Origin of the sequence: Hymenobacter mucosus (assembly GCF_900188255.1) — a bacterium.
GTDB classification, from domain to species: domain Bacteria; phylum Bacteroidota; class Bacteroidia; order Cytophagales; family Hymenobacteraceae; genus Hymenobacter; species Hymenobacter mucosus.
This window is the reverse complement of the sequence record NZ_FZNS01000003.1, coordinates 579,650-599,915: the sequence shown is the minus strand read 5'-3', so window position 1 is coordinate 599,915 and position 20,266 is coordinate 579,650. Positions and strand designations below refer to the sequence as shown.

13 protein-coding genes are annotated in these 20,266 nt (G+C 58.2%); 9 read left to right on the top strand and 4 right to left on the bottom strand.

The window, feature by feature from the left end:
- Positions 1-64 precede the first annotated feature (64 nt).
- Positions 65-2,971: a hypothetical protein gene (locus tag CHB83_RS09765; RefSeq protein WP_245855315.1), complete on the bottom strand. Its 2,907-nt coding sequence runs from the start codon at positions 2,969-2,971 to the stop codon at positions 65-67.
- 194 nt (positions 2,972-3,165) lie between these two features.
- Here CHB83_RS09765 and msrA point away from each other — a divergent pair, with 194 nt between their 5' ends.
- From msrA to CHB83_RS09745, 4 genes are all read left to right on the top strand, one after another.
- Positions 3,166-3,834, top strand: coding sequence for a peptide-methionine (S)-S-oxide reductase MsrA (msrA, locus tag CHB83_RS09760; protein WP_089332489.1), 669 nt, complete (start codon positions 3,166-3,168; stop codon positions 3,832-3,834).
- Positions 3,835-4,089: 255 nt separating this feature from the next.
- Positions 4,090-7,137 carry a PAS domain-containing protein gene (locus CHB83_RS09755; RefSeq protein ID WP_089332488.1) on the top strand — a complete coding sequence of 1,016 codons (3,048 nt, stop codon included), beginning with the start codon at positions 4,090-4,092 and terminating at the stop codon, positions 7,135-7,137.
- Positions 7,138-7,307: 170 nt separating this feature from the next.
- Positions 7,308-8,474: a methionine aminotransferase gene (locus CHB83_RS09750; RefSeq protein WP_089332487.1), complete on the top strand. Its 1,167-nt coding sequence runs from the start codon at positions 7,308-7,310 to the stop codon at positions 8,472-8,474.
- A 214-nt stretch (positions 8,475-8,688) separates the two neighbouring features.
- Complete coding sequence (locus tag CHB83_RS09745; protein ID WP_045689980.1) at positions 8,689-9,486, top strand: amidohydrolase; 798 nt, start codon at positions 8,689-8,691, stop codon at positions 9,484-9,486.
- 95 nt (positions 9,487-9,581) lie between these two features.
- Here CHB83_RS09745 and CHB83_RS09740 read toward each other — a convergent pair whose 3' ends face one another.
- Positions 9,582-11,864 (bottom strand): FG-GAP-like repeat-containing protein, encoded by a 2,283-nt coding sequence (locus CHB83_RS09740; RefSeq protein ID WP_179225501.1) that lies wholly within the window; start codon positions 11,862-11,864, stop codon positions 9,582-9,584.
- A 58-nt stretch (positions 11,865-11,922) separates the two neighbouring features.
- Here CHB83_RS09740 and CHB83_RS09735 point away from each other — a divergent pair, with 58 nt between their 5' ends.
- A complete protein-coding gene (locus tag CHB83_RS09735; RefSeq protein ID WP_089332485.1) occupies positions 11,923-13,221 on the top strand; it encodes a UDP-N-acetylmuramoyl-tripeptide--D-alanyl-D-alanine ligase in 1,299 nt (432 codons plus the stop codon).
- Positions 13,222-13,350: 129 nt separating this feature from the next.
- Here the strand turns inward: CHB83_RS09735 and rfbC are convergent, their stop codons facing one another.
- Together rfbC and CHB83_RS09725 are read right to left on the bottom strand one after the other, a co-directional pair.
- Complete coding sequence (gene rfbC, locus CHB83_RS09730; RefSeq protein WP_045689978.1) at positions 13,351-13,893, bottom strand: dTDP-4-dehydrorhamnose 3,5-epimerase; 543 nt, start codon at positions 13,891-13,893, stop codon at positions 13,351-13,353.
- Between the two features lie 41 nt (positions 13,894-13,934).
- Positions 13,935-15,074, bottom strand: a complete 1,140-nt coding sequence (locus CHB83_RS09725) for a glycosyltransferase family 4 protein (RefSeq protein WP_089332484.1) — start codon at positions 15,072-15,074, stop codon at positions 13,935-13,937.
- A 144-nt stretch (positions 15,075-15,218) separates the two neighbouring features.
- Between CHB83_RS09725 and CHB83_RS09720 the strand changes: the two genes are divergently transcribed.
- The 4 genes from CHB83_RS09720 (at position 15,219) to CHB83_RS09705 (ending at position 20,204) form a co-directional block, all read left to right on the top strand.
- Complete coding sequence (locus tag CHB83_RS09720; RefSeq protein ID WP_089332483.1) at positions 15,219-16,016, top strand: c-type cytochrome; 798 nt, start codon at positions 15,219-15,221, stop codon at positions 16,014-16,016.
- A gap of 71 nt (positions 16,017-16,087) precedes the next feature.
- Positions 16,088-17,437: a GTPase HflX gene (gene hflX / locus CHB83_RS09715; protein ID WP_089332482.1), complete on the top strand. Its 1,350-nt coding sequence runs from the start codon at positions 16,088-16,090 to the stop codon at positions 17,435-17,437.
- Between the two features lie 280 nt (positions 17,438-17,717).
- Positions 17,718-19,007 (top strand): M43 family zinc metalloprotease, encoded by a 1,290-nt coding sequence (locus CHB83_RS09710; RefSeq protein WP_089332481.1) that lies wholly within the window; start codon positions 17,718-17,720, stop codon positions 19,005-19,007.
- 702 nt (positions 19,008-19,709) lie between these two features.
- The gene (locus CHB83_RS09705; protein WP_089332480.1) at positions 19,710-20,204 is read left to right on the top strand and encodes a SixA phosphatase family protein; all 495 of its coding nucleotides are present in this window, start codon (positions 19,710-19,712) and stop codon (positions 20,202-20,204) included.
- Positions 20,205-20,266: the final 62 nt, after the last annotated feature.

Sequence of the window (20,266 nt, the reverse complement as noted above, 5' to 3'; positions counted from 1 at the left end):
CCCGCTCATTGGTATAATACCAACTGGGCGGGCGCGGTTCTTTCAGGGGGTTGACGGAGCCTTGTTAGAACCCGACGTTGAGCACCAATCCTTGCACATCCAAAGCCTGGCGCTGCGAATTGTAGAAGGTGCGTACGCCTAATTCTAAGGGCGTGCGCAAGCGCAAGGGATTGAACACGAAGGAGAGGTCGAGGCCGGTGGAGTAGTAGCTGGGGCGGATGGTTTCTAAGGGGCTGGTGGGCGTACGCCGGATCTGGCTGTTCCCCCACACATGGTCGTAGAAAGCGGCACCTTTTACGCGTTGGATGTACAGCCAGCGGCCCAGTTCCCAGTGCACATCGGCCAGGGGCAGGCGGTATTCGGCGCTAGCACTGGTGAGCTGGTCGAGGCTAAGGTAGCTCAGCCCTCGGGGGTAAAAGATGGCAGCCCCAAACTGATACTGGTCTTGATCCTGCTGCTGATAGCCCCCACGCAGCCGGATGCTGTGGTGGCGCCCCACACCCGGCAGGTATACACTCCCTTGGGCGGCCCATTGCTCGGCTTCAAGCCCACTACCGAAAGGCGTTCCGCGCCACACCAAGCTCACGGTTTGGCCCCAGCGCGGCCCCACGTCTCGGCGGCTCTGTTTTAGGGTACGGGAATACGCCACGCTGCCCGTGAGCACGTGCAGGCTATTGAGCCCCACCTCTGACAAATAGCGCACCGGTAGATCGTAGCCGTGGGCTTGCTCCAACTGGTAATAACCCGCTACCGTTAGGGCCTGCTGCATGCGAGACTGCGTGAACACCAACGGCAGACGGGCGCCCGCCGTGAGGCGAGTGTATTGCCACGTATCTTGCTGGTAGCCCACGTTGCTCACGGGTATACTTGTACGGCGCTGCCCATACGCTACGCCTACATCCAGCACCGGCCACAAGCCTTGGTAGCTTGCATCGGCAAAAACGCGGCCTGTTCTTTCGGTGGCATCAAACTCAGCCCCGGCCAGTACTTGCGTGGTGCTGAGCACATCCTGGGCCCGCACGCCTAAGGCCAAGCTATTGCCGCTAGGGCTTTGTACTAACCCCCAACTATAGGCATTGAGAGCATGGGGCAAGCGTCGGTAGCGGGTAGCAGGAAAGGCGGGACTGGCCGTAGAATCAGGGGCAGCTGGCAATACGGGCCCTACGGTAGCCGCTCCAGGCTCTTGCCGGGCCAGCGCAGCGGCATACCGATCGGGGGTGCCCGCCGTAGCGGGAACGGGGCGCCACTGGGCAGGTTGTAGGGGTGTTTCTACTACCCGACTACCCTGGGCCCGGAACTCATGGAAGGCAAGGCGTTGCCCATCGGGCGATATGGCCGCGTGGTAGGCACCCACCGGCCGCGACGTCACTTGGCGCACTTCCCCGGTTGTAATATGCACGGCATATACATTGTCGATGCCGGAGCGCGGGGAATTGAACAGAACGTATGAGCCCCAGGGCTGGGGGTGCGAGAGGTTGTCGTTGGCGGCGGGCAACAGGGTCCGTGCCGTACCCGTTTCCGCATCAAGCAGCACCAAGGATTTACCGGCTGGCTCTAGGCGCACGGCTACAAGGCTACGGCCATCGGCGCCCCAACGAGGATGGAGGTAGTGGTAATTATCAGGATTGGCGAACGTGCGCACAACGGCCCCGGTTGTAGCATCCAGCACTTCTAGGCGGTGGTGGTAGCGCGTATCGGTGGTGGCCGCAAGCAGGTGCCTACCATCTGGCGACAACACGACCGCGGCGTAGCGGGTGCGGCGGCCGGGCCGCGTAAGCCGCCCCGTACGCAGGTCTAGCACTCGTACTTCGGAGTACACGCGCTGCCGCCACCTTGGGTCGTAGCGAAACTCAACCCATGCGGCTTTGCCCCCACCCACCGACAGCATTTCGGGATTGTTCCAGAGACCAAATTGATGCACGCGGCGCTCGGCTCCCCGGCGGCTCAGCGTTACTAGTTGCGGGATGTGGCCAAAGCCACTTTTTACGGCTAGCACCGTGCTATCCGAAAGGTACTGGGGGTACTGGTACTCAGTAAACACCCGCTGGCTGGCCTGCACGGCAAAATCGGTAGCAGGCGTTAGCTCCAGGCGGCTCTGTTCGGCCCGCCACGTGCTGTCCAGTTCCTGCATGGTTTGGCGGTAGAGGTCGTCTACCCGAAGGCTAGTGGTTCGGCGCAGTTTATCGGAAAACGAGAAGGGATAAGCCGGGAAACCATAGTAGCGCCGCAGCACTTCGCTCCAAACGGTGGGGCCAGCCGTGCGCTTCAGGCGGGTAGTTAAAAAATACCCTAGCACATAGTGGTTGGGTACGTTGTCGCGAAAGGAGCCGGCTACTGCCTTACTGTAGGAGAAGTAGCGCCCGGCCAGCAGGTTGGCGCGCAGCCCACTATCGAAGTTGGGAATGCGCCCCCGGCCGCTGCGGGTTAGCGCCGTTTCGGTACCTACGGCATCGCCCTCCGCAAACCAGTCGGGTACGCCCAAAGACAGCAACCCCACGCCTCCGTACCCACCCAGGGCGTACGCCAGCCGCCCACTACCCTGCCGGGCCTTCTCGTACTGCACCACGTGGCGGTACTCGTGCACACTCAGCTGGTCCAGCCAATCAATAGTACCGGTGAGGTAGGGGTCTTGGGGGAAGGATGTGTAAAATTCGGAGTGACGCGGCAGTAGCGTTACAAACCCATTGCCGATGGTATTCTGGCTTTGCAGCACCACCGAAACAGGCCGGGGCGGCAGCTCCAGGGAGGCACTGGCCGGACCGTATACTTGCTCTAGTCGCTGCGCCGTGCGTTGGGCAGTGGGCCCAAACCCCGCCGGATACAGCACCCGAAAATGCGGGGTCTTCACCTCATACCAAGGCAGGGAGGCAGGCGTCTGGCTGAGCGTGGGCAGAATGGTTTGGGCCTGCGCTACCCAAGCAGGCAAACAGGCGAGGGTGGGCAGCAACCAGCGGCGAAGAGTAGAGGACACGGCAGAAGGCAATAGCACGAGGAATCTGAACGAATAAACTGCCCAGCGGGCCCGAAAGCAAGAACTAAACCGTCCGGCCCGATGCAACGCTACGGCGTCGGCAAGTGTTGTGGTTCTAGCTGACTTACCGGCTGGTACCCTACGTCCGTACCGGTCGGGTTGTCGTATATCTCGCACACGCTTTTACACGCATCATGCAACAACTAAAATTTTACTTGGTGGGCTTCTTGTTCACCCTCGTGGCTTGCACCCAAGAACGCCCCGCCGACGCCCAATCAATGAGCCGCTCGACGGCGGGCAAGGCTCCTACTAGTCTCAACGGATTGGCCGTAGCCACTTTTGCCGGGGGGTGCTTCTGGTGCACAGAAGAAATTTTTGAAGAAGTGAAAGGGGTGAAGGAAGTGGTATCGGGCTACAGCGGCGGCAAGGAAGCCAACCCAACCTACGAGCAGGTGGGTAGCGGCCAAACTGGCCACGCCGAATCTATTGAGATTTACTACGACCCCAAGCAAATCAGCTTTGCTACGCTGGTTGACGTGTTCTTGCGCGCCGGCCACGACCCCACAACCCTCAACCGCCAGGGACCCGATGCGGGCACCCAGTACCGCTCCGTAGCATTTTACCGCACCCCTCAGGAAAAGCAGGAGATTGAGGCCGCCATCAAGCGCGTCAATGCTTCCAAGCAGTACGCCAACCCTATCGTAACGCAGGTGGTGGCTTTCACCAGGTTTTGGCCCGCCGAGGGCTACCACCAGGGCTACTACCGCCTGCACCCCTTTGAGCCCTACGTCAGCAGCGTATCGACCCCCAAGGTGGAGAAGTTTCGCCACAAGTTTCCGCAGTTACTCAAGAACCCGCTATAGCCTAGCGCACCCAACAGAGCGGCAAGAAAAAGCCCGGGCAATGCATGTTGTCCGGGCTTTTTCTTGCCGCTTCGCTCGTACTGTCTTGTACAGTATGGATTGGACTTATGTGGCCCTCAAACAGACATGGCGTTGTGCCAAAGCCACAAGTATCGTTTGAAATCTGTATTTTTTCGGACGTCGTTTTTACGCGCATCGTACTCCTGCCCATAGGCAACCTATATTGCTGCTCCCCGCTCTTTTTCCTATCCCATCATGTCTGCTGAGCAAGTCGATTTTCAGCTGCTGTTTGATTCGCTGCCATCTCCCCACCTTGTGCTTCAGCCGGAGGGACTCACCCTGGTAGCTTACAACGACAGCATGCGCGTACTGCTGGGTGGCGTGGGCCCTGAAGTGCTGGGCCAACCTATAACTCAAGTGCTGGACGCTGGCCCCGCCGCCTTCTTACACCATCCGGAGTGGGAGCAAGCCGTGCAGGAGGTAGTAGAACAACGCAAGGTGCGGGTGCTGGAAACTCAGCCGGCTTTACCCGGCACCGACAATGGACTTGCCGGCCGCTTCTGGCAACTGACGCTGCGCCCCGTAGCAGCGCCCGACGGCAGCTTGCGCTACGTGCTGTGCCGCTGCCTCGACGTTACGGAGCAGCGCCGGGCCGAACAGCAGGAGCGCATTAGCCACGAGGGGTTTACACTGCTGGCCCGCGCCACCCACGATGCCATTTGGGACTACGACATGCGCACGGGCCGCATTTGGCGTAATGAGCTGTTCACTACTCTCTTCGGTTACCCCGTCACCCCCGAAAACAGTACCATTGACTTCTGGCGCTCCTGCCTACATCCTGACGACCAACCCGCTCTGGAGAACTACCTCCAGATTTTGCTGACGGGCACCGACACCGCGGCCACTGGGGAATACCGCATGCGCCGGGCCGATGGCTCCTGGGCCGAAGTAGTTGACCGGTTTTATATCATGCGGGACGCCCAGGGCCAACCCTACCGGATGCTGGGGGCTATGCAAGATGTTACGCAAACCCACCGCACCAAGCGCGATCTGCGCCAGAGCTTAGCCCGCTTTCAGGTACTGGCTAACTTCATTCCGCAGTTGGTGTGGGCTGTTAATCAAACGGGACAGGCTACCTACTTCAACCAGCGGTGGCAGGAATACACGGGCATTGACTTTACCACGCCCCCGCCCAACTTCACCTGGACCCACCTGCTACACCCCGACGACCAGGTGGGCGCTACCCAAGGATGGCAGCAGGCCCTAGCCACCGGCAATGACTATGAGGCTGAGTTTCGCATTCGGGACCAGCACGGCCAATACCGCTGGTTTTTGGCCCAAGCCTGCCCCGTGCGTGGCACCGATGGGCACATTGAACAATGGTTTTGTACCTGCACCAACATTGATGACCAGAAGCGTACCCAGTTGGTGCTCGAAGAGAAGGACCGGCAGTTGCAGTACATCATGGGCGAAGTACCCGCCTACATTGCAACCCTGCTCGGGCCCGAGCACGTGATTGGGTTTGCGAACAGCAACTTTCGCAAGCTGCTCGGCAAACAGTTTCAGCTGGGTCAGTCTGCGCGCACGGCTTACTCGGCCTTAGCGCGCCAAGGCCTACTTGAGCTGCTCGACCAAGTGTATGCTACCGGCCAGCGGGTGGCAGGCCATGAGCGCCCAGTGCAGGTACTTACCCCTATCAACGGCAAGCGACGCATTTACTACTTCGACTTTGTATGCCAGCCCCTGTTCAACGAAGCGGGTACCGTCCATGGTATTCTCGTCTTTGCCGTTGACATCACCGACCGGGCCTTGGCAAACCGCCGGGCCGAGGCGATGGATGTGAAGATGCGCCTGATGACGGATTCCTTGCCCCAGATTACGGTAGTGACGGCCCCTAACGGTAGCGTAGAATACCTCAGCCGCCAGTGGTTTGACTACACGGGCCAAACGCTTGCCGACCGTAACCGGTGCTGGCAGCTTGCGCTAACAGCCGAAGACCAGCGGGCCCTCCGTGCCCTGCTTGCCCACGCTGCTACTACTGGCCAAGTGCACACCCAAGAACTCCGCCTCCGCCGCCACGATGGCGAATACCGCTGGCATTTGGGGCGGTTGGTACCCGCCCTCGACGAGACGGGTAGCGTGCAGCGGTGGTACGGCTCCATCACCGACATACACGAGCAGCGCCTTCTCAGCGACGAGTTGCGACGTAGCGAAGAGCAGTTCCGCTTCTTGGCCGAGTCGGTACCGGCCATTGTGTGGACCGCCCGCCCCGATGGCCAGCTCGACTACCTTAACTCCCGATGGTCGTTGGCTACTGGCGTGCCCGTAGAAGATACACTCCGTGAAGGCTGGCTTCACTTGCTGCGCCCCGAGCAGGTGGCCTACACCCAGCAGCTATTTGAGCAGAGCATGAGCACCGGCCAAGTGCTGGATATGGAAAACAGCTTGCGCCACGTACCCACGGGCCTCTACCGCTGGTACTTGCACCGGGCCCAACCCCTACGCGATGCCTCGGGAGCCATTGTGCGCTGGTTTGGCACGACTACCGACATCGACGACTATAAGCGGATACAGCAGCACTTAGAAGAGAAGAACGCCGAGCTGATACGCACGAACCAGGACCTAGACAGCTTTGTGTATACGGCCTCCCACGACCTCAAACAGCCCATCAATAACATGGCGGGCATTTTTGAGGAGCTCACGCGTACAGCCTATTTCCGCGACCCCGACGCGGTGAAGCTGGTAGCCATGTTCGACAAGTGCCTGCACCAGATTTACGCTACTATTCACGATCTGTCTGAGCTGGTGCAGGTGCAGAAGATGCGGCGGGGTCTCACGGCCGAGCTTGTCAACCTCGCCCAGCTTACCCAAGAAGTACTCTTGAGCATTGAGGAACCCCTGAACTCGGCCCGCGCCATCGTCACCACCGACTTTACTGCCGTACCCGTGGTAGAATTTGTGCGGCCCAACCTGCAAAGCGTCCTGTACAACCTCATCAGCAACGCCCTAAAATATGCTGCGCCCAAGCGGCGGCTCCGCATCCACTTGAGCACACGCCTGGAGGAGGGCCACCCCGTGCTGCTGGTTCAGGACAATGGCTTGGGCATTGATTTAGAACGTTTCGGCAGCCAAATGTTCCAGCTATTTCGGCGTTTCCACAGCCACGTAGAGGGCTCGGGGCTGGGGCTCTACCTCGTCAATCGGATTGTGGAAAGCCATGGTGGGCACATAGTGGTGGAAAGCAAGGTGAATGAGGGCACTACATTCCAAGTGCATCTGCTCCCTCTGGGGGCTCATGGCTAGCCGGGCTGATGCAGAGGCGGTGGTGGGTGAACGCGCTCCGCAGCTGGCAACTTGGGTTCTTACCTCGGCAGAGACGCAGGCAAGGCTCCATGGGCAGTCTGGCCCAAACGGGTCACCGATTTAGCGGCTGGTGCGTATTTTGAGTCGCGCCTTTTACCTTGGTTCATACAATGCCTCCCCTGACTCTCCGCTCCAAGCTGCCCGATGTAGGCACTAGTATTTTCTCTGTAATGACCCAACTGGCTCAGGAAAGCGGGGCCATCAACCTGGCCCAGGGGTTTCCTGACTACGACCCACCGCAGGTGTTGCTGGATGCTCTGGCCTGCCACGTTAGTACCTCCGGTCAGCAGCAATATGCGCCCATGCCGGGCTTGCTGCGCCTGCGCGAGGCCATCAGCGCAAAAACGGCCCACCTCTACCACGTACCCGCTCCGGATGCTGCCACCGAAATTACGGTTACAAGTGGTGCTACGGAGGCATTGTATGCCGTGCTGGCGGCAGTAGTACACCCCGGCGACGAGGTATTGGTGCTAGAGCCAGCCTACGACCTTTACGGCCCGGCCATCCGGCTGCAAGGCGGTGTACCCATGTATGTACCCCTCCGCCTACCCGATTTTCACCCCGATTGGGACCAAGTGGCGGCAGCCATTACGCCTCGCACCCGCCTCATTCTGCTCAATACTCCCAACAACCCCACCGGCGCCGTGCTCACCAGCACCGACTTTGATGCGCTGGCCGAGTTGCTACGTAATACAGACGTTCTGGTGCTCAGCGACGAAGTGTATGAGCACATGGTATTTGATGGGGAGCCTCACCGCAGTACCCTGCAACACCCCGAGCTACGGGAGCGCGCCTTCGTACTGTCGTCGTTCGGTAAGACGTACCATGCCACTGGCTGGAAGGTGGGCTACTGTATTGCCCCGCCAGCACTTACAACGGAGCTGCGCCGCGTGCACCAGTTCGTGACGTTCAGCGTAAGCACACCCACCCAGCACGCGCTAGCCGACGTAGTGCCCACTACCGCCCTGTACGACTCGCTTCCTGCTTTTTACCAGCAAAAGCGCGATCTGTTTCGGGAGTTGCTCACGGGTACGGGGTTCGAGTTATTGCCCGTGCCGGGTGGCTACTTTCAACTGGCCAACTTCCGGGCCCTGGCGCAAGCCAACGAGTCGGACGTTGCCTTTGCCCGGCGTCTTACCCAGCAGGCGGGGGTAGCGGTAGTTCCCGTATCGGCCTTCTACCACAATGGGCACGATGATGGCCTTGTACGGTTCTGCTTTGCCAAGCGCGAAGCTACTTTACACGCCGCCGCCGAGCGGCTTCGTACCCTAACCTAAACAGAGCAGACTACCAACTAACGCCAAGTCAGGAGAAGTAAATTGCACTTCTCTACGCAATAAATTCGCTGATTTACGTTAGTACACAGGGAAGCAGTATAAAGCTGTCGGCCTACCGTACGGTAGCTTTGTAGGAGTGGTCCTGCATTGTCAATGCATTTTTTGCTATACTTCATCCAGCAACCTATTCCGCAAGCGAAACCTTACTACGGCCTTGTCTGATCTCACCATTTCCTTTGTGCAGGCATCCCTGCAATGGCACTCTCCCGCTGCAAACCACCAGGAATTAGGGCGATACATTGATGAAATTTCCATCCGTACCGACCTAATTGTGCTGCCGGAAATGTTCACTACTGGCTTCAGCATGGAAGCGGCGGCGCTGGCTGAGCCTATGGAAGGTCCTACCTTGCAGTGGATGCGCGGAGTAGCAGCCCAACGTGACGCCGTAGTGACGGGAAGCTTTATTGTGGAAGAAGATGGCCTCTATTACAACCGCCTGCTGTGGGTGCGCCCCGATGGCTCTTTGAGCTATTACAACAAGCGTCACCTGTTTACCATGGCAGGTGAGCATAACGTGTACGCCGCGGGCACCGAGCGCCTCATTGAAGAATGGCGGGGATGGCGCATTTGCCCGCTCGTGTGCTACGACCTACGCTTTCCGGTTTGGAGCCGTAACCCTATTGACCAGCCCTACGACCTACTGCTGTACGTAGCCAACTGGCCTGCCATTCGCCGCACCGCCTGGATTACGCTGCTACGGGCTCGCGCCATTGAAAACTTGGCGTACACCTTGGGCGTGAATTGCGTGGGCATTGATGGCAATAACCATTCTTACGCCGGCGACTCGGCCTTGCTGGACATGCGCGGCGAGTACTTGGTGGAAGTAGGCAATCAGGAAACCAGCATTACGCGCGCCCTACGCCGCTCTGAGTTGGAAGCCTTCCGGGAGCGTTTTCCCGCCTTGCAGGATGGCGACCCATTTGAGCTGGGCGCGGCAACAGTACGGCAATAACCAAGAATAGAAACAAGCAGCCGGGGCGGTAGTCACTACAATTGCGACTACCGCCCCGGCTGCTTGGTTATAGGCATCAGATTATCACTAATGCCCTATTGCACTTCCAAGCGTTGCATTGCCTGCTCGCCAGTGGCGGTTTGGCAGCGCACCAGGTAGATGCCAGGCGCCAAGCCAGTTAAAGACAGAGTGTGCGTTCGGTTTAATGCATCGTCTTGGCGCACTGTACGTCCCGTTATATCGAGTACGGTAACTCGCACAGGGCGCGGGGCTTCTACCGTAGCCCTGCCCGTGGTAGGGTTAGGGTAAACTTGCAGCGGAAGGGTGGTAGCTGCTGAGTTGGTGCTGAGCACTTGGCGGCGGGTAGCCAGCGCTACAATGCCCCCACCCTCTAACCCCAGAAACAGCTCTGGAACTCCATCACCATCCACGTCGGCAGTGGCGGGGGCGTACCGGAACACGGCGGCCGTACCCAAGCGGTTTTCCTGATACTGACCGAGTAGGGCGTTGTAAAACAGGTCGGTGCGGGCTAGAAAGGAGCTGGGCTGCGACCGGAAGTTGGAGTACATCCGAATTTCGCCCAGGGCATCAGCTGTCAGCAGATCGGGCTGGCCGTCGCCATCAAAATCGGCTACGGTGGGGTGCAGGGCAACCGGCCGCCGGTTGGCATTATTGCGCAGCTGGCCGTAGTCGTTATTTATCAGTACAAATGCTTGGCTGATGTTGTTTGCCCCCGTATTACGGTAGTAACGCAAAGACTGGCCCGGCGTATCCACCGAATTGGTACCCAACAGCAAGTCTACTAGCCCATCCGCATCCACATCGGCGAAACACGGAGCATCGAAGGCGCGGCCCGGCATTCCGGCAAGGGTACCGGCGCTGGCTAGGTTAAATGCTGCTGGCTGGCGAGCAGTGGCCGTGTTCAGCACGTAGGTGATGGGGTTGGCAGTGGCACCTTGCTGGTAGCCGGAGTACACCAAGTCCAGGGCGCCGTCGCGGTTTAGGTCTACCAGAACAGGTTTTAGCGAAACTAGACGCCGGCTGGTAAGACCTAGGTAATCGTTCGTCACCAACGAAAAGATGGGTTTGCGGGCGGTGCCTACGTTGCGGTAGTAGCTCAGCGCAGCCCGGTAGTGCTGCTTGGGGTTGTTGCGGCTCACAGACCCCACTAGCATGTCTACCAACCCGTCGCCGTCTAGGTCGCCAAACGTAGGAGCGGCGCCCTCGCTCAGATCAATCATGCCTGCCTGCAAAAAATTGTTCTGCTGATACGCCAGCACGGGGGCTCCAGTGGCGCTGGTGTTGCGGTATACTACCACCGACTGCCGCGTCTCAACGGTATCTACGTTGTCGTAGAGGTTCGGGCTGACTACTATGTCTGGGCGGCCGTCAAACGTGACGTCCACGGAGTAGGCGGCGGGGAAGTTGGGTACTCGGGCAGCAGTAGTGCCCGTAGGAAAGCTCTGGTTGAGGCCGGCGCTGGTCATGCGTGCCTCCTGGGCGGTACCATCGTTGCGCAGGCTTACCAGTTCAGGGCAGTTGTCGCGCCCACTCAGCAAATCTTGGTCACCGTCCCCATCCAAGTCGAGCGCCGTGAGGTTGTACCCCCCCGTGTGGTTTGGACGCAGGACCGGGCGGCACTGGTCGGGGGCGAAGGTGAAGCTGGTGCAGCCACTTAAGCAGGCCGTAATACCACCCCAAAATTTGCTACCCTCCCTGAACTGCAAGCCCCCGCAGGCTCCCGTGGAGGTGTTGCGGTAGTAGTAGATGCTCGGTGCCGTAGAGGCGAAGTCAAATGTCAAAATGTCGAGACGACCGTCGCCGTCGATATCCTGAATGGCGGGTATGTTGTAGCCGCCCGTTATGATGTTGATGTCGCCACCAATAGTAGGCGACGGATCGAAATAGGTAAGCTGATTGGTGACGAGTTGAAAGGATGGTAAGCCATTGGCCCCGGCCACATTGTGGTAAATGCGGATGTCGCCGCCGGAAGCATAGGTAAACAAGTCGGGGCGGTTGTCGCAGTCGTAGTCACGCAGCAGCACCCACCCTTGCAGGCCCGTCGGAAACAGGCCTTCGTAAATGGGCTCGTGCTGCCAAACGCGGCCATTGTCGGTAGCCACGCTCAAAAAGGTAAACGAGCGGTTCTGGGCCCGGTCGAACACGTAGAGGTCGGGCTGCTGGTCGCCGTTGAGGTCAATGGTAGAAAATTGTGGAGAGTTGAGCCCCCCGGCCCAGGCATTGCGCAACGTGTCGGTGCCTTGCACTACTTTTGCGACGGCCCGAAACTCAAACCCAAAGGCCGATTGCGCCTGCGCGGCGGTAGTGGCGCTGCCTACCAGCACAGCCGTTACTAAAAACAGGAGACGTTGACGCATCAGCAACGGGGAAGAGAATGGTTCAGGTACGCAGCTTCTAAGATACGAACGAATCAGCATGATAGACATTGCGGCGCTCTACGCCCAGTTTCGGTCCGCCACCGCCGTTAGCACCGACTCCCGGCAGCCGCAGGACGGCACCTTATTCTTTGCCCTAAACGGCCCTAGCTTCCGCGGGCGCGACTTTGCTCCTCAGGCCTTGGCCGCCGGCGCCCGCCACGCCGTGGTTGATGACAACGCCCTGGCAACGCAAGACCCGGAGCGCTACACCTACGCCCCCGACCCCTTACTGGCTTTGCAGGAGCTGGCCCAGTATCACCGTCGCCAGCTGCGCATTCCAGTACTGGCCATTACGGGCTCCAACGGCAAAACCACTACCAAAGAGCTGGTATATACCGTGCTATGCCGCCGCTACCGCGTGCAATACACCCGTGGCAATCTTAACAACCACATTGGGGTGCCTCTCACGCTGCTTAGCATCAAGCCCGCAGAGCATGAGCTAGCCATTGTGGAGATGGGGGCCAACCACCAAGGCGAAATAGAGCTGCTTTGCCAATTAGCGGAACCTACCCACGGCCTTATCACCAACATTGGCAAGGCTCACTTGGAAGGCTTTGGGGGGGAGGAAGGAATTGCGCGAGGCAAGAGCGAGCTGTTCCGCTTCTTAGCACAAACGGACGGTACCGCTTTCGTCAATACCCTTGACGCCCGCCTGCCGGAGCTGGCCACCGTTGTCGCGGAGCGCATCACGTACCCAGGCCCCACTGATACCTACCCGGCCGAGCTGCTTAGTGCGGCTCCGCACGTAGTACTGCGCTTGTTTACGGGCGCCCCTGTGGAAGCGCAAATTACGGGCGGCTACAACTTTCCTAACCTGGCTGCCGCGGCCGCCGTGGGGGCTCATTTTGGGGTTTCCAACGACAGCATTGGCGAGGCGTTGGCTTCTTATGCGCCTACCAACAACCGCTCCCAGCTGGTGCGCACCACCCACAACGAGGTAGTGCTGGATGCCTACAATGCCAACCCAAGCAGCATGAGCGCCGCACTGCACAGCTTTGCTACCCGCCCCGGTGCTTCTGCCGCCAAGGTGGTCATCTTGGGTGATATGTTTGAACTAGGAGCCGAGAGTGAGTCTGAGCACCGCGCTCTGGGGCAACTCCTGCAAACGCTACCATTGGGCACCGTGGTTCTCATTGGTAGCCACATGCAACACGCCGCTGTGGCGCCCGGCTTCCACTACTTCCCTACCAAAGCAGAAGCCGCCACCTGGCTACGCGAGCAGCACCTGCAAGGCCAGCTAATCCTGATTAAAGGCTCGCGTGGCATGGGCTTGGAAACGCTGCTTGAGCATTTCTAATGCTGGAAGGCGGGGCACAGGCTGCGCACCCATTTTTTCCTAAACAGACAGCGCCCCTACCCTCTACTAGAAGGTAAGGGCGCTGTCTGTTTAGGAGTAGCACTCCCCTAGGGAGCCAGTGCAGTGTTCTTAGAAGGGGCTTTCGAGCTGAGCCAGGGTTGGCAGCACCTGGTCTTTGGCCGATACCGTGGCATTTTCCACCCCCCATTTGATTCCCAAAGCGGGGTCGTTCCAAAGCAGGCCACCCTCCGACTGCGGCGCGTAATAGTTGGTGCATTTATAGAGGAAGAGCGTGTTGTCTTCCAAAGCAGTGAAGCCGTGCGCAAAGCCTACGGGCACATACAGCATGTTGTAGCGCTGGGCGTCTAGCTCTACCATCACGTGCTGCCCGTACGTGGGGGAGTCCTTGCGAATATCCACGATGACATCCAGGGCCCGGCCCTGAGCAACGCGCACCAGCTTTGCCTGGGCAAACGGAGGCTTTTGGAAGTGCAGGCCGCGTACTACTCCCCGGTCGGAGCGCGACTGGTTATCCTGCACCCAATCTCCCACGATGCCGGCTTCGGTCATCTTCTGGGCGCTGAATGATTCAAAGAAGGCTCCCCGGGCATCACCGAATACGCGTGGCAGAACTTCCACCACTCCTTGAATATCAAAGTACTTGAACTCCATGTAGCAACAATTAATGGTATGAGTGGCTAGCGAGCCGCAAATTAGGCAGTTTTGGCTATGCTGGCACGCTTGGGCTGCACTTCCGCTACTACCTGCAGATATTTATTGAGTACAATTTGCTCGTCGAACTTCTGTTCGGCCAGTTGGCGGCCGGCCCGCCCCATCTGGGCCAAGGCCGGTGCCGGCAGGCGCAGCACTTGCACCATTTTCGCGGCCAAATCGGTGGCGCTACGCACCTCGCAAAGCAGACCGTTCTGACCATCGACCACGGTTTCGCGGCAGCCGGGCACGTCAGTCGTTACAATGGGCTTGCCCATGGCGGCGGCTTCTAGCAGCGTCTTGGGCGTGCCTTCGCGGTAGGAAGGCAGCACCACGCAGTCGGCCTTATGAATGTGCTCAGCTACGTTGTCGGAAGTGCCCAAGTACTCTACATTGCCCGCCCGCAGCCACTCCTCAAACACGGCCCTCTTCACGCCTACCCCGCCCGATTCGTCAATCCCGCCTAGCAATTGCACGCGGGTACCGGGCGCGGCTTCCCGCACCAGACGAGCCGCCTCAAAGTATTCTTCCACGCCCTTTTCATAAAGCACGCGCGCAATCATGAGGAAGGTAAACGGCTCATGCCGAGTGAACTCAATGGCAGGCCGAAACTTCGTGGTGTCGATGCCGGAACCAGGCAGCAAGTCTGTGATGCGGGCGTCTACCAGGCCATTTTGCAGGAACAGCTGCCGGTCGTCGTCGTTTTGAAAGAACACCCGCTTGGGAAAGCGAAAAGCAAAGCGGTAGAGTCCCAGAGCCACCCGGCTCACCAGGTTTTTCACAATAAACACCGTGCCCAGGCCCGACACGTTATTGACACTAGGAATACCAGCCAGCCGAGCCGCTATGGTGCCATAAATGTTGGGCTTGATGGTGTACTGCAAAACGACGTCGGGCCGCTCGCGCCGGTAAATGTCGTAGAAGCGGCGCGTAAGCAGGGCATCCTTTACAGGATTGGTGCCCTTGTTTTCCATTAAGATGGGCACGTAGCGGCAGCCCAGCTCGGTTTCCAGGCGCTGGGAGTAGGCATCGGGGGGAGCAATGGCGAGTACCTCGTGCCCAGCAGCTTGCAGGGCCAATACCAGGCTACGTCGGAAGTTCCAGATATTCCAACTCGTATTAATGACAATAGCGACGCGCATTCTGGGGTGATGAGGTAAGCAACGGAGTAATGAAGTGCACAAAGGTAGCGTTCCTACGTGGGGTGATGGGAGGAGTTTATACCGTTCTAGGTTTTTACGTACCAGCACTTCACTACCAATCTGCCTGGGCTACCTTTGTACCCTATGTTTGCTTCCACCACGCTACTGCGCCTGCACTTGGTTGTTGTGCTGGCTTTCCTACTTTTCTATGCACTCAAGGCTGGCCTACTCCTGCTAGGCCGCAACGAACAATTACGGGCCTTACGGGCCCGCACCCGCATTGTCGATTCGGTGCTGGGCCTACTGATTTTGCTCTCGGGTGGTGTGCTATTGGGGTCTTACCCCAGCACCATACCGGGCTGGCTCTGGCTGAAGCTGGGGCTCGTACTGGTGCTGCTGCCCACCGCCATTGCCGCCATGCGCCGTCAGTTTAAACCAGGAGTAGTGATTACCCTACTCGGGTTTGTGTATGTGTATGGCTTAGCTGAAACGGGTAGCCCCGCGCTACAGTCGCCGACGGCCGCGGCCCGCGTCGCTTACTCCGGTGGCTTGGCCGAAGCCACCGCAACCCCCGAGGCAGCCCCTCCCGTTGACACCACCGCCCAAAGTACAGCCACGCTTTCTGCCGCCGATCAGGCTACCTTAGCGGGTGCCACCGAGCCAGTTCGTACGGACGCGGCGGCCATGGCTACCCCGCCGGCCGAACCTGAAATAGACCTAGTAGCGGGGAAAACCTTATTTGCCCAAAACTGTGCTGTATGCCACGGCCTCGACGGCAAACTGGGTTTAAACGGTGCTCACGACCTCACCCGTAGTAACCTCAATGCCACTGGTCGCGTGTACATGGTGAACAACGGGATGGGCAAGATGCCCAGCTTCCAGAAAAAGCTCACTGAACAGCAGATTCAGGAAGTAGTGGCCTACTCGCTCACCTTAAAATAATTGTCTGGATTTGCGCAGCCGCCCACCTGCTACCTGCCCATTCCAGCTCTCCTGACCTTAAGCTCCCCATTATGGCAAACAAACCCACTTCCAAAGGCCGTAAGCCGGGCAACAGCACCCGCCACCCCGGCGCCACCGACGGCGTGAAAGGCCGTGCCGGCCGCATCTTAGCCAAAGCCAACAATAACGGCACCTACGATACCGCACCCGAGGTAGAAACTGCCGTACTGGTAGCAGTACCCGACAAACGCCAGCCCGACGCTCGCACCCAAGAATACCTTGATGAACTGGCCTTCCTGGCCGAAACGGCCGGCGTAACGGTTACCAAGCGCTTTGTGCAGCGCCTGGAAAAGCCCGATATCCGCACGTTTGTGGGTGAGGGCAAGCTAGCCGAAATCAGTGCCTACGTGCAGCATACTGATGCCAGCATGGTTATCTTCGATGATGACCTCTCGCCTTCGCAGTTGCGCAACCTGGAGGCAGAGCTGAAGGTTAAGATCGTAGACCGCTCCCTGCTCATTATTGACATCTTCGCCAGCCGCGCCAAGTCGGCCACGGCCCGCACGCAGGTAGAGCTTGCGCAGTACCAGTACTTGCTGCCTCGCCTCACAGGCCTCTGGACTCACTTGGACAAACAGCGGGGTGGTGGTGTAGCCCAGCGCGGACCGGGCGAAACGGAAATAGAAACGGACCGCCGCGTAGTGCGCGAGCGGATTGACCTGCTCAAGGAAAAACTCAAGGATTTCGACAAGCAAAGCCACACCCAGCGCAAGTCGCGGGGCGGCGTGGTGCGCGTGGCGCTGGTGGGCTACACCAACGTAGGCAAAAGCACCATTATGAATCTGCTGAGCCGCTCCGACGTGTTTGCCGAGAACAAACTCTTTGCTACCGTCGATTCTACGGTGCGCAAGGTGGTGCTCGACCACGTGCCATTCTTGCTTTCCGACACGGTTGGGTTTATCCGTAAGCTCCCCACTCGCCTCATTGAGAGCTTTAAGAGCACCCTTGATGAAATACGGGAGGCCGACCTGCTAGTGCATGTGGTAGATATCTCCCACCCCTCATTTGAGGAGCACATTGCCGTGGTAAACGACACGCTGAAGGATATTGAAGCGGCCGATAAGCCTATGCTACTAGTTTTCAATAAAATTGACCAGTACAACCCCGGCGCTGAAATTGAGCACCACGGTGGCTTCGAGGGCATGAATCCCGAAGAAGACGAGGAGGCCCCGGCCTCCCGCCCTACCCTGGAGCAGTTTAAGGCAACGTACATGGCACGCATGCACGACCCAGTTATTTTCATTTCGGCCACTCAGCGCGAAAACATTGAGGAACTGCGCGAGCTGCTGGCACGCCACGTGGCATCTATTCATCAGCAGCGCTACCCCAACACCTTGCCCCAAGTAGATTACGAACAATAAGGTAGTCCGGTAGGGCTGTTGCTTACGCGCCTGGTTTGCTGTAGCAAGCCAGGCGTTTTTGCTTTCTCTCCAGGCCAATCCCGCTACTGCAATAGTCAGCGCTCAGGGTTACGCCCTTGTCTGGTGTAATACTCAGCTTGCTAATCCTACCATTCATCAGGTTTTTATTTGAATTATTTATAATAAATAGTAGATTAACACCTCATATTTTCAAAACAACTCGCATTGCTCTGCAATAGGCTTGTTCTGTGTTTCTCACCCTCCACAACCACTTTTTTTGATGAAGAAAACTTTTACTTCTCTCGCATTATTGGCTATCAGCGGCATGGCTGCCACCGTGCAAGCGCAGGATGCGCAACGCGCCAAGGTGAGCAATATCGCCTTCACGCTAGACCAGCAGGTTCGGCGCCGCTGTTCTACCATGGACGTCCTCACCGAGCAGCTGGCCAGCAACCCGGGCATGGCGCGGCGTATGGCTGCCATTGAGGAGCACACCCGCCAGTTTGAAGCCAACCCTACTGCCCGCCGCACTACCGCCGCCCTCACTATTCCGGTAGTGGTGCACGTACTCTACAACACCACAGCACAGAACGTGTCGGATGCGCAGGTGCAGGCCCAAATTGATGTTTTAAACCAAGACTTCGCCAAAACTAACGCCGACGCCAGCCTGATTCCGGCGGCCTTTGCTGCTAGTGCAGCCAGCACCAATATTCAGTTTACCTTAGCGAAGCGCACGCCCACTGGCACCGCTACCACGGGCATCATTCACAAGCAAACCAAGGTAAGCTCCTGGAGCTCCAACGACGCAGTCAAGAACTCCAAGCGCGGGGGCGACGACGCCTGGGACGCCAGCAAGTACCTCAACCTTTGGGTGTGCAACCTAGGCCAAGGCCTACTGGGCTACGCACAGTTTCCCGGCGGCTCACCCGCTACCGATGGTGTAGTAGTACTCTACTCCTCACTGCCAGGTGGCACCGCCAAGCCTTACGATAAAGGCCGAACGGCAACCCACGAAGTAGGCCACTGGCTGAACCTGCGCCACATTTGGGGTGACGCCAGCTGCGGCAATGACTACGTTTCGGATACGCCCACGCAGCAGACCAGCAACTACGGCTGCCCGTCCTTCCCGCACGTAACCTGCTCTAATGGCACCAGCGGCGACATGTTCATGAACTACATGGACTACACGGATGATGCGTGCATGTACATGTTCTCCAATGGCCAGGCTTCGCGCATGAACGCTTTGTTTGCTACCGGCGGAGCGCGGGCGTCTTTGGTGACTAGCACGGGCGGCACCGCACCGCGCATGATTGCCTCCACGAGCAGCACTGACCTGGATGTGCAACTCTATCCCAACCCCACCAGCGGCAAGCTGATTCTGCAATCCAGCTTGGAGGAAGCAGCCGGAAAATGGTCGGTGAAGGTGTATGACCTGCAAGGGTTTGAGATGAAACAGCTGCGGACCGACGACCCTGCTACGCTTGACGTAGGTCGCCTCCCCAACGGCCTCTACCACGCAGTGCTGACCAACGGCACTACCACCGTTCACCGTCGCTTTCAGAAGGAGTAGCCGCATGCTTCAATAGAAAACTTCAAAGCCGGCCTGCTGCAACAGGCCGGCTTTTGTATGCTCAGTGGGCTGTAACCACTGCGGTGGGGCATTATAGCGCTAACAGTACTACCTAACTCCAGCAGCAAAAGTGACGATGTACAAGCTACTCCCGCTGCTGATAAATAGGCCAAGTACATAGACACATGCGCCTAATATCATTCGGTTATATAAATATCTACAATTAAACAGGCTATATATTGATATAATTTCAATAAATTGTCGGCCTTGCTCCCTTTACCACAACCTACACACCCTTTCTTCTCCTTCACACAAAATTGCCACCCTACTAAGTTCTGCCAGGAAAACTTACTTACCTCTGATAAGCACTGGCTCCCTGTCTTGTTGCAAGTGCTTCTTTTCAACGTAGACTGCGGCACCACTGGCGCAATTCGTGGGCACTACTATTCTGGTAAACCTACCGCAGTGCGTTGCGCTGAGCAGAACCCAAGTCGTAGGCAGTTCATCAAAGATTCGCAACCCTAAGCGGTGGCCATACCCCTAGATATGGTTCTGCTTAGTACCTTTGATTATGAAAAGACCCGCTGAAACCAGCGGGTCTTTTTTCTTGCTACTGCCGCTTTCTAGTCAGGGCCTCGCCTGAGCATAACTATTTGGAGGGCGCAACAGTAAAGAGGCCTGCACCCCTTTTTCTTGCTGCCGATGAAAACGCTATATCTGATGCGCCACGCCAAGTCGAGCTGGGATTTCGACGACCTAGACGACCACCAACGGCCCCTCAACGACCGAGGCCGCGACGATGCCCCCCGCATGGGCCAGGCGCTGGCGAAGCGTGATATTCAGCTGAATCTGCTCTTGACGTCTCCCGCCGTGCGGGCCCTGAGCACCGCCGCCTTGGTAGCAAAGGAAATAGACTACCCCCACGAGAAGATTCAGGTGGTAGAAAGCATTTACGAAGCTACCGTGCTGGACTTGTTGCAAGTGGTGCGGCAGTGCCCCGATGAGGCCGATTCGGTACTGCTGGTGGGCCACAATAATACCCTGACTGACTTCGCCAACTTGCTTTCCCCGAGTTCTATTCCAGACATGCCCACGGCATCTATTGTGTGCCTTAAGTTCTCGTGCGCACACTGGGCGGAGGTAGATCAGGCCAACGCTGAGTTTTATTTCTTCGACAAACCCAAAAACAACGACTAGAGCCCTGCTCCAGCCGTGGCAAGTTGGTTTTTGCATACCCAGCGGCTGGCGTAGCTAGTGTA

What these genes read in the sequence shown, in the direction of transcription:
- rfbC (WP_045689978.1), bottom strand. Translation starts at nt 13,893, where the DNA reads ATGGAGTTCAAGTACTTTGATATTCAAGGAGTGGTGGAAGTTCTGCCA.
- CHB83_RS09750 (WP_089332487.1), top strand. Translation starts at nt 7,308, where the DNA reads ATGCCTCCCCTGACTCTCCGCTCCAAGCTGCCCGATGTAGGCACTAGT.
- msrA (WP_089332489.1), top strand. Translation starts at nt 3,166, where the DNA reads ATGCAACAACTAAAATTTTACTTGGTGGGCTTCTTGTTCACCCTCGTG.
- CHB83_RS09720 (WP_089332483.1), top strand. Translation starts at nt 15,219, where the DNA reads ATGTTTGCTTCCACCACGCTACTGCGCCTGCACTTGGTTGTTGTGCTG.
- hflX (WP_089332482.1), top strand. Translation starts at nt 16,088, where the DNA reads ATGGCAAACAAACCCACTTCCAAAGGCCGTAAGCCGGGCAACAGCACC.
- CHB83_RS09705 (WP_089332480.1), top strand. Translation starts at nt 19,710, where the DNA reads ATGAAAACGCTATATCTGATGCGCCACGCCAAGTCGAGCTGGGATTTC.
- CHB83_RS09710 (WP_089332481.1), top strand. Translation starts at nt 17,718, where the DNA reads ATGAAGAAAACTTTTACTTCTCTCGCATTATTGGCTATCAGCGGCATG.
- CHB83_RS09725 (WP_089332484.1), bottom strand. Translation starts at nt 15,074, where the DNA reads ATGCGCGTCGCTATTGTCATTAATACGAGTTGGAATATCTGGAACTTC.
- CHB83_RS09755 (WP_089332488.1), top strand. Translation starts at nt 4,090, where the DNA reads ATGTCTGCTGAGCAAGTCGATTTTCAGCTGCTGTTTGATTCGCTGCCA.
- CHB83_RS09740 (WP_179225501.1), bottom strand. Translation starts at nt 11,864, where the DNA reads ATGCGTCAACGTCTCCTGTTTTTAGTAACGGCTGTGCTGGTAGGCAGC.
- CHB83_RS09735 (WP_089332485.1), top strand. Translation starts at nt 11,923, where the DNA reads ATGATAGACATTGCGGCGCTCTACGCCCAGTTTCGGTCCGCCACCGCC.